The sequence below is a fragment of the Vibrio sp. QJM3NY_39 genome (assembly GCF_057785895.1).
In genome coordinates this window covers 748,366-762,217 of record NZ_CM173505.1, presented here as the reverse complement: position 1 = coordinate 762,217, position 13,852 = coordinate 748,366, and the positions used below count along the sequence as shown (strand labels likewise).

2 protein-coding genes are annotated in these 13,852 nt (G+C 48.0%); both read right to left on the bottom strand.

The features are described from left to right. Window positions 1-161: 161 nt before the first annotated feature. The gene (locus AC3CHU_RS03530; RefSeq protein WP_017089735.1) at window positions 162-938 is read right to left on the bottom strand and encodes a Zn-ribbon-containing protein; all 777 of its coding nucleotides are present in this window, start codon (window positions 936-938) and stop codon (window positions 162-164) included. 229 nt (window positions 939-1,167) lie between these two features. Then, window positions 1,168-13,785 carry a VCBS domain-containing protein gene (locus AC3CHU_RS03525; RefSeq protein ID WP_488525080.1) on the bottom strand — a complete coding sequence of 4,206 codons (12,618 nt, stop codon included), beginning with the start codon at window positions 13,783-13,785 and terminating at the stop codon, window positions 1,168-1,170. Window positions 13,786-13,852: the final 67 nt, after the last annotated feature.

Here is a 13,852-nt window from a genome sequence, read left to right as displayed (position 1 = left end):
AATTAGGGGGAATAAAGATTGGGAAAAGATAGCTTGTGAGTCGCGAAATCGAGTAAGAAAACAAGATGGTAAACGATTAATATAAAAGGGGAAATCGATATCGGAGCACTTAAGCAATACTCCGATATCTAAAATATGACGTTTAAATAACCACAGAAGGGTTACTTCAGGTGATCCCAAGAGATGTTTGACACCAATCGGCAGTCATCACACTTGAAATAGAAAATATCGTGAATAGGCGCATCAAGCAGCCATTCACCACCGCACTGCGGGCATTTACGCTCTTTTTCAGCTTTCAGGCTGATCCCACCGACACGATATAAGTAGTAATAAGTTGGAATCTTAGTCAGAAACTCAATGCGCCCTCTCAAGCCCCAACCGCGTTTAAACAATACGCTTTTGGTATCGCTAATCTCGGTCAGCGTTGCATGTTCAGCACGGCAACCCCCGCCCATTTGTACTTCGTCACAGGCTTGCCATTCTGTCTGCCATTTCAACACGGCTTTATGGTCACCATTGAAGGTTGGCGGGTTGCGGTACAAAGGGATCGGCAACAAGCTATCGCCACTACGCAGCGGCGAACAGGTATGCACGAATGTCGTGTATAGCACCTGCCAACTTGGCGTTTCATCTTCTGCCACTTCTTCTGAGTTCAGATCTCGACCAAGCAGACGCATCTTAGGCGCTAATAAACTCGCAGCTGATAAGCGTTCAAAACAGACCTTTACGAAATCTGAATGATTACGTGGGTGTAAGCTGTCTTGCTCAGGGCACACAACGCGAACATAGAATTCGCCGTCGCCCATCACAATTGGAAACTCACGACCTAACACTTGTCCGTTGTAACGAAGTGCATCCATTAAGCCATTAACTGCCTTATCGACAGCGCTGACCGTTGTGTTATCAAAACACTCAAATTGAAGCTCTAGTACGTACATCTATTTACTATATGTGGTTCTATTAATAGCATCATTATAACGACTATTTATACTATTGTACTTAGCTTAATAATACGGATGACCCCGAATTAAATAAATATTCGCTTATAGCTTAATACTACTGCCTGGAGCTCTAAAGCAGCCAGTTAAAAACGCATATCATCTTCAGGCAAGTAGAAAACCAATTGATTGGCTTTCTACTCTGTTCAACACAAGTTAAACCACGTTTTTACGTAAAAGTTTGTTGTTGGAACAACTGCTCTACAATTTCATTGGATGTTGTCATAGCGCTCATATCGAAGCCTGATAAATCCAAGTTGGTCATCTCAACTGCAACAGATTGGCCAGATTCCGCTTCGATCGCTAACTCAATACTACTATCCGCAGTTAATGAAGCTGTAACATGCTCTAGTAGCATTTCCATATTAGTAACATCATCTCCAGTCAGGTCAAGAAGGTCTGTGAGGTCAATATTGTCATCACCAAAAGTGAAATCAGTAATAGTATCGCGTGACAAACCATCCACTGAGTCTTGCTCAAAAACAAAAGCGTCTTTGCCCTCTCCCCCCGTCAAAATGTCATTACCTAAGCCACCAATGAGTACATCATCACCTTCACCGCCAAGTAAAAAGTCATCCCCTTGGTTACCATGTAAGGTATCACTGCCTTGCTGGCCGAGTAGTATATCAATACTTTCAGAACCAAGAATCGTATTACCCAACTCATCGCCAGAAAGTGTCACACTATCTTGGATGACAGGGACTGCTCCTTTTTCGGTTAGAATTAAACTAAATACATTGTCACTGTTTTGCCCTTTACCGTCCGTAACCTCAAAAGCAAAATTCATATTTATTTGCTGACCATTCGACAAGTTGAAGTTCTCGTCTTGGGTAAAGTTATAACTTCCATTTGAGTATACTTCCAAGACACCAAACTCTGTTGTCACACTCAGAAGACCATTTTCACTAGCAACAGAAGAGGTCACATTGGGCGGTGTATCAAAGCCCATAAACTCGGTATTCATCAATCTAAAGTCATTAGTTTGAGTAGACACCTGTAGCGTATCACCATCGGGATCGAAACTACCCGACAATAACTCACCAGCAATAGGCTCTGGCGTGTAATGTTTAAGCAGTTGTCCTAAACTTTCTCCAGAGTCTACATATACGACAGTATCAGTAATGCCATTCATTGCATCCGCAACACTTTCGTCACCACGCGTCGCAATACCAATACCATAAACAGAAGCTTGGTTATCTTGAACATATTGCTCCCAGCGGTCAGTTAGGTCATCAGCAACCACAGCTCCGTCTCTAGGGTTCGGAGCTCCATCTGACATGAAGAAGATAGAATCATGGCTCTCGATTGGCTGCTCTTTAAGTAAAAGATCCCAATCCAGTTCACCTTGAGCGTTTAGGCCATCCTGCCACGGGAAACGATTAGAACTATCACTTGGTGCCATGACAGCTTCCAAGGCATCATTGTAATCGGTGTTCATTCCTCTATTGTCGATCCAGCACCACTCATTCACATACTTATTGACATCCGTCAGGTAAGTCATGTCCGTGAGCTCACGTCCATTCAGCTCTGGCGGACGTGTCATCTCAAGAACGTCACCAAGTTCAAACCAACTTTGCTCTTCAGTTTCACCTGCAAATTTAACCAAGCGAATGTAGCTATTTGAAGCTCCACCTTGTTGTATTAGATCTTCAACCATTTCATGTAGAGCTTCTGCTGCCTTATACGCTCTTGACTCTGTACGTGAAGCAAGAACTTCATCCGGTAAGCCACTATCTCTATACGTATTCGTCCCATCAAAAGTCCGAGTCATACTGCTAGAAACATCGAACACAACTGTGATCTTATTTATAGGTTGCTCTTCGACTTCAGCAAAACCAACTACTGCGGTGTTCTCCGGCGCCCTATTTTCAACAACATTCAGAGTAACTGTAGTTTGATCTAAGTCGCTGCCATCACTTGCTTCTACGATCAATTCATGAGCTGAAGAAAGATCAAAATCTAAAGCGTCTGAATCTTTTAACCAAATCTCTCCCGTATTACTGTCTATGCGGAATTTGTCACTATCATCCCCTTTAAGGGTATAAGTGATCGTATCGTTGTCAGGGTCAAATGCTGCAACTTTACCAACCAAAATTCCGCTCTCATGCTCAGCAACGTCAAAACTAATGGTGTCGGTGGTTGCTAAACCATGTCCATCAGAGCCTCGAATCTGATCTTCATCGTTTGGAGAAATAAATTCTGGGGCACCGTCTTTGATATTTATTGTAATATCGTTAGTTGCAATATCACCATCAGCATCAATGACTTTGAATGCAAAGCTTTCACTTTGATCACCATCGACATTATTCGCTTTATAGTCATACCAACCATTTTCAAAATTAATCGTTAACTGGCCAAAGTTCGTTTCTACTTCAAGCAGAGAATGTTCTGAAACTTGAGAAGATATCCCATTAACATCCGTTTTCGATACTGTGCCTGTTTGTTTATCAAACTGGTAGTTTTCACCTTTGATTTCAATAGAATTAACCCATTGAATTTCACCGCCAACTTGAGAAAAAACATCACTTTGAACTTCACCTGGGACGGTAGTCACTAAAACATTCTCTACATTTGACTCATCAACAACCAATGCCGAACCAGAACTAGTCGCCACTGGTTTGAGATAATTCAAAGAAGCACTATCGCCAATACCAAGCGCCCAAATATTATTAAAGGTATGGCCATTGGCAGACACTCCATTTTCCATCGCTAATTCGAGAATCAACTTTTCTTCGGCATCTGTCGGAGCCACTCGGCCTGATAACAAGTCATCATAATGTGATTGGTTGCTAAAATGCGCCGGGTCTAAGTCATCCATTAAGCTTGTTCGAGCTTGAGCGGAATAGAAATCTTGACGAGTCCAGCCACTGAAATCTGAAGGCTGTCCGTCAGAGATAAAGTACAACTGGGTATTGGAACCCGCGACTTGGCTAGAGAAGCCATCAGCTGAAACAATGTCTTCAATCTGCTCAATCGCTTCATAATAGGGTGTCCAACCAGCTGGAGATACAGTAGCAAAGAAATCTGTAATGTCTTGCTCTGACTCGATCCAGTTAGAAGTTTTACCGCTTGGTGAACCAGAGTGAGTAGCAATTTGGAACTTCACATCTCCCAGTTCATCATATTTCTCAAACATACTTTTTATTGAAGTTTGTGCTAAATCCCATCTTGTCGTTTGCAGACCATTTGAATCGAGAACAGTATCATTCATAGAGCTAGATGCATCTAGTGCAATCACGACTGAGTTAGACTGAGGTTGAACATCTTTTATCGTATGTTGATGAGTTCCAGCTTCGGGAATAACATCGACCACTTCAATATTTAGCTGTGCTTGCTCCACTTGATGACCGACATCTAGCGTGATATTTAAATCAAGCATCAATGAATCATTACCCTGTTCTAGATGATCAAGTGCCGCATGTTGCGATACTTGATACTCACCAGTAGCTTGATCTATCTTTGCCGAAAGCACATCAACTCGATGACCATTAACCTCAGTAAACGCACTAAATTCTGTTTGGTCTTGAGAAAGTTCAAACTGGACTACCAGACCGTTACTCGTTAAACCAGAAAGATCTTGTGTACTATCGAATCGATACTCCGCTTCTTCCGCTGAACCAAGGTCTGCATCCAGTTCACCTTCGACAAATACGGTCTGATTCGCACCTAAGTCAGATTCTTCTAGAGTAACTGATTCATTATCAAGTGAAATAGATTCTCCGATTATGGTAACGGTGACGCTGGCTGTATCCTGCAACCCATCCTCATCTTGAATAGTGTACTCAAACTCTACAGTTTTAACTTCACCTGCACTTAATGATTGCTCAGCTAAAGGTAGGCTATCTAGATACTTTTCAGCATCAAAAACAAATTGACCGTTTTTAAGTGTTATGTAGTTCGCCTGTGGGTAATCAACAATAGTTAGCTCATCGTTCTCTGGGTCACTATCATTGGCGAGCACATCTAAAGTTAATAGACCGGTTCCGTGTGTGTGATAATTACTATCGAAAGACGTTAAATCAGCAGATACTTCAGTAACGAAATATTCAGAACCTTTAGGGTCAACAACCCCATCTTTGTAGCCAATTGCAGACAATTCAATCGTATCAAAGTATCGTCCGGAGGCATCAATAGAAACTAATTGGCTGCCACCACGATTCCCTTCAAATATACCTGTCGCAATTAATTCACCATCAAAATAAGCTTTCCATACGCCTTGCTCAATGCCTGGTTCCCAGCTTCCGTTGTTTGTATCTGTCCATAAGTTTTTAACTTCAACTTGTGCATGATTAGCAAGTTGATTATTAGCAAAAGAGAAACTCATCGCTTCACTCTTCTGAGTTGCATCATCGTAACCAATTTGGCCAGATTGAACACGATCAGAAGGGTTATCAAGATCAGAATGCACACCGTATTTATTGTCACCATCCCCGGTGTAATCTGCCAGAGTAGCATCTGCAACTTTTTCTCCAGTCACACTGTCAATTACATAGACATCGACTTTGATATCGTCGCTGACTATCCAATTCGATGAATCTAATGTTTTAGTTTCAGTCGTAATACCCTTGTCATCTAAAGCAGTCGGACCTTCATTAACGTCACCGACTGTTATTTGAACTTGAGCGGTATCCGTCTCTCCGGATTCATCAGTAACGAGCACGCCTACACTGTAGCTTTCGATGTCTTCGTGATTGAGAGATACGCCTGGTTTCAACGAAATTTCACCTGATACAGCATCAATCTGAAAGAGGTCGGTATGATTGCTAAGAGAATAGGTCAATTGACTTGCGCTATCGACGTCAAATGCACCGACCTGACCAACAGTTTGACCTGGGCTATTTTCAAGCACAGAGAATGAATAAACATCATCATCAACGAGTCCCATACTGTTTAGGCCATGCGAGTCGTTATTGCCACTGACAAATTCAGGTTTATCATCTGAGCCAGTGATGGTCACTGCAATCTCATGCGTGCTGCCATCCGCAGTTTCTACCGTGAAGGTGCGAACGATTGGAGTAGAGTCGGCATCTAACGCTTGAATATCCGCGTGGTCATTGTTGAGCGTGTACGTCCACTCACCGCTGTCATCAACACTGAACGTGCCGTAATTGCCATCTTGAATATCGGTCTGCGCGGTAAACACCGCTTCGCCTAAATCCGGATCGTCAACATTGAGGTTGCCACCCGTGGTTAGGGTCACGTCTTCTTGCACCGCGCCTTTATCATCACCCGTTTTGCTTGGCGTGATGACCGCCGCGTCGTCTGAGCCGGTGATGGTCACTGCAATCTCATGCGTGCTGCCATCCGCAGTTTCTACCGTGAAAGTGCGAACAATGGGAGTAGAGTCTGCGTCCAACTCTTGAATATCGGCGTGGTCATTATTGAGAACATACGTCCACTCACCGTCTGCATCGATACTGAACGTGCCGTAGTGACCATCTTGAACATCAGTCTGCGCGGTAAACACCGCTTCGTCCAAATCTGGATCGTCAACATTGAGGTTGCCACCCGTGGTTAGCGTCACGTCTTCTTGCACAGCGCCTTTATCATCACCCGGTTTGCTTGGCGTGATGACCGCCGCGTCGTCTGAGCCAGTGATGGTCACTGCAATCTCATGCGTGCTGCCATCCGCAGTTTCTACCGTGAAGGTGCGAACAATGGGAGTGGAGTCGGCATCTAGCGCTTGGACATCGGCGTGGTCATTGTTGAGCGTGTACGTCCACTCACCGTCCGCATCAATACTGAACGTGCCGTAATTGCCATCTTGAACATCGGTCTGCGCGGTAAACACCGCTTCGTCCAAATCTGGATCGTCGACATTGAGGTTGCCGCCCGTGGTCAGCGTCACGTCTTCTTGCACCGCGCCTTTATCATCGCCAGCTTTGCTTGGCGTGATGATTGCCGCGTCGTCAGTACCAGTGATAGTCACTTCAACATTGTGAGTGCTGCCGTCTGCGGTTGCTACAGTAAAAGTGCGAACTATTGGGTCAGAATCGGCATCCAACGCTTGAACATCAGCGTGGGTATTGTTGAGTTGATACGTCCATTCACCTTTGTCATCGATACTAAACGTGCCGAAATTGCCATCTTGAACATTGGTTTGCGCGCTAAAGACGTCTTCGCCTAAATCTGGATCATCAACGTTTAGGTTGCCGCCTGTAGTTAAAGTTACGTCTTCTTGCACCGCGCCTTTATCATCGCCAGCTTTGCTTGGCGTGATGATTGCCGCGTCGTCAGTACCAGTGATAGTCACTTCAACATTGTGAGTGCTGCCGTCTGCGGTTGCTACAGTAAAAGAGCGAACAATGGGAGTCGAGTCGGCATCCAGCGCTTGGACATCCGCGTGGTCATTGTTGAGCACATAGGTCCACTCACCGTCTGCATCGATACTGAAGGTGCCGTAATTGCCATCTTGAATATCGGTCTGCGCGGTAAACACCGCTTCGTCCAAATCCGGGTCGTCGACATTTAAATTACCGCCCGTCGTCAGCGTCACGTCTTCTTGCACGGCACCTTTATCATCACCCGGTTTGCTTGGCGTGATGACCGCGGCGTCGTCTGAGCCCGTGATGGTCACGGCAATCTCATGCGTGCTGCCATCGGCAGTTTCTACCGTGAACGTGCGAACAATTGGAGTCGAGTCGGCATCCAGCGCTTGGACATCCGCGTGGTCATTGTTGAGTGTGTACGTCCACTCACCATCCGCATCGATACTGAACGTGCCGTAGTTGCCATCTTGAACATCGGTCTGCGCAGTAAACACCGCTTCGTCTAAATCTGGATCGTCAACATTGAGGTTGCCGCCCGTGGTTAGGGTTACGTCTTCTTGCACTGCGCCTTTATCATCACCCGGTTTGCTTGGCGTGATGACCGCCGCGTCGTCTGAGCCCGTGATGGTCACTGCAATCTCATGCGTGCTGCCATCCGCAGTCGCGACCGTGAAGGTGCGAACAATTGGATCAGAGTCGGCATCTAGTGCTTGGACATCGGCGTGGTCATTGTTGAGAACATAGGTCCACTCACCGTCTGCATCGATACTGAAGGTGCCGTAGTTGCCATCTTGAATATCGGTCTGCGCGGTAAACACCGCTTCGCCTAAATCCGGATCGTCAACATTTAAATTACCGCCCGTCGTCAGCGTCACGTCTTCTTGCACTGCGCCTTTATCATCACCCGGTTTGCTTGGCGTGATGACCGCCGCGTCGTCTGAGCCCGTGATGGTCACTGCAATCTCATGCGTGCTGCCATCCGCAGTTTCTACCGTGAAGGTGCGAACGATGGGAGTAGAGTTGGCGTCTAGAGCTTGAACATCCGCGTGGTCATTGTTGAGCGTGTACGTCCACTCACCGTCTGCATCGATACTGAACGTGCCGTAGTTGCCATCTTGAATATCGGTCTGCGCGGTAAACACCGCTTCGTCTAAATCCGGGTCGTCGACATTTAAATTACCGCCCGTGGTCAGCGTCACGTCTTCTTGCACGGCGCCTTTATCATCGCCAGCTTTGCTTGGCGTGATGACCGCCGCGTCGTCTGAGCCCGTGATGGTCACTGCAATCTCATGCGTGCTGCCATCCGCAGTTTCTACCGTGAAGGTGCGAACAATTGGAGTCGAGTCGGCATCCAGCGCTTGGACATCCGCGTGGTCATTGTTGAGCACATAGGTCCACTCACCGTCTGCATCGATACTGAAGGTGCCGTAATTGCCATCTTGAATATCGGTCTGCGCGGTAAACACCGCTTCGCCTAAATCTGGATCGTCAACATTGAGGTTGCCACCGGTGGTCAGCGTCACGTCTTCTTGCACGGCGCCTTTATCATCGCCAGCTTTGCTTGGCGTGATGATTGCCGCGTCGTCAGTACCAGTGATAGTCACTTCAACATTGTGCGTGCTGCCATCCGCAGTTTCTACCGTGAAGGTGCGAACAATTGGAGTCGAGTCGGCATCCAGCGCTTGGACATCCGCGTGGTCATTGTTGAGCACATAGGTCCACTCACCGTCTGCATCGATACTGAAGGTGCCGTAATTGCCATCTTGAATATCGGTCTGCGCGGTAAACACCGCTTCGCCTAAATCTGGATCGTCAACATTGAGGTTGCCACCGGTGGTCAGCGTCACGTCTTCTTGCACGGCGCCTTTATCATCGCCAGCTTTGCTTGGCGTGATGATTGCCGCGTCGTCAGTACCAGTGATAGTCACTTCAACATTGTGAGTGCTGCCGTCTGCGGTTGCTACAGTAAAAGTGCGAACTATTGGGTCAGAATCGGCATCCAACTCTTGAACATCGGCGTGGGTATTGTTGAGTTGATACGTCCATTCACCTTTGTCATCGATACTAAACGTGCCGAAATTGCCATCTTGAACATTGGTTTGCGCGCTAAAGACGGCTTCGCCTAAATCTGGATCATCAACGTTTAGGTTGCCGCCTGTAGTTAAAGTTACGTCTTCTTGCACGGCGCCTTTATCATCGCCAGCTTTGCTTGGCGTGATGATTGCCGCGTCGTCAGTACCAGTGATAGTCACTTCAACATTGTGAGTGCTGCCATCCGCAGTTTCTACCGTGAAAGTGCGAACTATTGGGTCAGAATCGGCATCCAACGCTTGAACATCGGCGTGACCGTTATTCAATGTGTATGTCCACTCACCGTCCGCATCGATACTGAACGAGCCGTAGTGACCATCTTGAACATCAGTCTGCGCGGTAAACACCGCTTCGTCCAAATCTGGATCGTCAACATTGAGGTTGCCACCCGTGGTTAGCGTCACGTCTTCTTGCACAGCGCCTTTATCATCACCCGGTTTGCTTGGCGTGATAACCGCCGCGTCGTCTGAGCCAGTGATGGTCACTGCAATCTCATGCGTGCTGCCATCCGCAGTTTCTACCGTGAAAGTGCGAACGATTGGAGTAGAGTCGGCATCTAACGCTTGAATATCGGCGTGGTCATTATTGAGAACATACGTCCACTCCCCGTCCGCATCGATACTGAAGGTGCCGTAGTGACCATCTTGAACATCGGTCTGCGCGGTAAACACCGCTTCGTCCAAATCCGGGTCGTCGACATTTAAATTACCGCCCGTGGTCAGCGTCACGTCTTCTTGCACCGCGCCTTTATCATCACCCGGTTTGCTTGGCGTGATGATTGCCGCGTCGTCAGTACCAGTGATAGTCACTTCAACATTGTGAGTGCTGCCGTCTGCGGTTGCTACAGTAAAAGTGCGAACTATTGGGTCAGAATCGGCATCCAACGCTTGAACATCGGCGTGACCGTTATTCAATGTGTATGTCCACTCACCGTCCGCATCGATACTGAACGAGCCGTAGTGACCATCTTGAACATCAGTCTGCGCGGTAAACACCGCTTCGCCTAAATCCGGGTCGTCAACATTGAGGTTGCCGCCCGTGGTCAGCGTCACGTCTTCTTGCACTGCACCTTTATCATCACCCGGTTTGCTTGGCGTGATGACCGCGGCGTCGTCTGAGCCCGTGATGGTCACTGCAATCTCATGCGTGCTGCCATCCGCTGTCGCAACCGTGAAGGTGCGAACAATGGGAGTAGAGTCGGCGTCCAGCGCTTGAACATCGGCGTGGTCATTGTTGAGCACATAGGTCCACTCACCGTCTGCATCGATACTGAAGGTGCCGTAGTTGCCATCTTGAATATCGGTCTGCGCGGTAAACACCGCTTCGCCTAAATCCGGATCGTCAACATTTAAATTACCGCCCGTCGTCAGCGTCACGTCTTCTTGCACGGCGCCTTTATCATCACCCGGTTTGCTTGGCGTGATGACCGCGGCGTCGTCTGAGCCAGTGATGGTCACTGCAATCTCATGCGTGCTGCCATCCGCAGTTTCTACCGTGAAGGTGCGAACGATTGGAGTAGAGTCGGCATCCAGCGCTTGGACATCCGCGTGGTCATTGTTGAGCACATAGGTCCACTCACCGTCTGCATCGATACTGAAGGTGCCGTAATTGCCATCTTGAACATTGGTCTGCGCGGTAAACACCGCTTCGCCTAAATCCGGGTCGTCAACATTTAAATTACCGCCCGTGGTCAGCGTCACGTCTTCTTGCACCGCGCCTTTATCATCACCCGGTTTGCTTGGCGTGATGACCGCCGCGTCGTCTGAGCCCGTGATGGTCACGGCAATCTCATGCGTGCTGCCATCCGCAGTTTCTACCGTGAAGGTGCGAACAATTGGAGTCGAGTCGGCATCCAGCGCTTGGACATCCGCGTGGTCATTGTTGAGCACATAGGTCCACTCACCGTCTGCATCGATACTGAAGGTGCCGTAATTGCCATCTTGAATATCGGTCTGCGCGGTAAACACCGCTTCGCCTAAATCTGGATCGTCAACATTGAGGTTGCCGCCCGTGGTCAGCGTCACGTCTTCTTGCACGGCGCCTTTATCATCGCCAGCTTTGCTTGGCGTGATGATTGCCGCGTCGTCAGTACCAGTGATAGTCACTTCAACATTGTGAGTGCTGCCGTCTGCGGTTGCTACAGTAAAAGTGCGAACTATTGGGTCAGAATCGGCATTCAACTCTTGAACATCGGCGTGGGTATTGTTGAGTTGATACGTCCATTCACCTTTGTCATCGATACTAAACGTGCCGAAATTGCCATCTTGAACATTGGTTTGCGCGCTAAAGACGGCTTCGCCTAAATCTGGATCATCAACGTTTAGGTTGCCGCCTGTAGTTAAAGTTACGTCTTCTTGCACGGCGCCTTTATCATCGCCAGCTTTGCTTGGCGTGATGATTGCCGCGTCGTCAGTACCAGTGATAGTCACTTCAACATTGTGAGTGCTGCCGTCTGCGGTTGCTACAGTAAAAGTGCGAACTATTGGGTCAGAATCGGCATCCAACGCTTGAACATCGGCGTGACCGTTATTCAATGTGTATGTCCACTCACCGTCCGTATCGATACTGAACGAGCCGTAGTGACCATCTTGAACATCAGTCTGCGCGGTAAACACCGCTTCGCCTAAATCCGGGTCGTCAACATTGAGGTTGCCGCCCGTGGTCAGCGTCACGTCTTCTTGCACGGCGCCTTTATCATCGCCCGGTTTGCTTGGCGTGATGACCGCCGCGTCGTCTGAGCCGGTGATGGTCACTGCAATCTCATGCGTGCTGCCATCCGCAGTTTCTACCGTGAAGGTGCGAACGATCGGATCAGAGTCGGCGTCCAGCGCTTGAACATCCGCGTGGTCATTGTTGAGCGTGTACGTCCACTCACCGCTGTCATCAATACTGAACGTGCCGTAATTGCCATCTTGAATATCGGTCTGCGCGGTAAACACCGCTTCGCCTAAATCTGGATCGTCAACATTGAGGTTGCCGCCCGTGGTTAGCGTCACGTCTTCTTGCACAGCGCCTTTATCATCACCCGGTTTGCTTGGCGTGATGACCGCGGCGTCGTCTGAGCCGGTGATAGTCACTGCAATCTCATGCGTGCTGCCATCCGCAGTTTCTACCGTGAAAGTGCGAACGATAGGAGTCGAGTCGGCATCCAACTCTTGAATATCGGCGTGGTCATTGTTGAGCACATAGGTCCACTCACCGTCTGCATCGATACTGAACGAACCGTAGTTACCATCTTGAACATCGGTCTGCGCGGTAAACACCGCTTCGTCCAAATCTGGATCGTCGACATTGAGGTTACCACCGGTCGTCAGCGTCACGTCTTCTTGCACTGCGCCTTTATCGTCACCCGGAATGCTTGGCGTGATAACCGCCGCATCGTCTGAGCCTGTGATGGTCACGGCAATCTCATGCGTGCTGCCATCCGCAGTCGCGACCGTGAAGGTGCGAACAATTGGAGTAGAGTCTGAATCTAGCGCTTGGACATCCGCGTGGTCATTGTTGAGCACATAGGTCCATTCACCGTCCGCATCGATACTGAAGGAACCGTAGTTACCATCTTGAACATCGGTCTGCGCGGTAAACACCGCTTCGTCTAAATCTGGATCGTCGACACTTAAATTACCGCCCGTGGTCAGCGTCACGTCTTCTTGAACCGCGCCTTTATCATCGCCCGGAATGCTTGGCGTGATAACCGCCGCGTCGTCTGAACCCGTGATGGTCACTGCAATCTCATGCGTGCTGCCATCCGCAGTTTCTACCGTAAAGGTGCGAACAATGGGAGTAGAGTCGGCATCTAGTGCTTGGACATAGGCGTGGTCATTGTTGAGCGTGTACGTCCACTCACCGTCCGCATCGATACTGAACGTACCGTAGTTACCATCTTGAATATCGGTCTGAGCGGTAAACACCGCTTCGCCTAAATCCGGGTCGTCGACATTCAAATTACCGCCCGTGGTCAGCGTCACGTCTTCTTGTAAATCACCTTTATCGTTTCCAGTGATAATAGCGGCTAATGATTCAGAAATAACATCAATAGTAGAATTCAAAACAGTGTTCAAAGTGACTTGTTGATTTGCAGTTAACCCCTTGGTCTCAAAGAATGTTTGCGCTAAAACTTCTACGCCATCTCTTTCAATACTTCCAGAGGTTATCAAACTAGAGCCACTAACATCTCCAGCCGCGGTAGCAAATTCACTCCCCAATAAAGTAGGGTCTAAACCGTCTTCGAGAGCATTGAATAAAGCAATAACATCAGGTGATATGTCAATGTTTTCGTGTTGATCAACAAACGTAATTTCAGGTTCTTTATTGCCTTCAAACGTTTCGACAATAATTTCACCTGGAAACAACTGCTGCCCTGGCTCGACTACTTTAATTTGACCATCTAAACCAATTACAACATGCGTTTCTACTGCTAACTTCATTCTGTCGACCACTGCTCATATCCCCTAGAAATCATCGATTAGATTCATCAATCAAACCCAACACAAC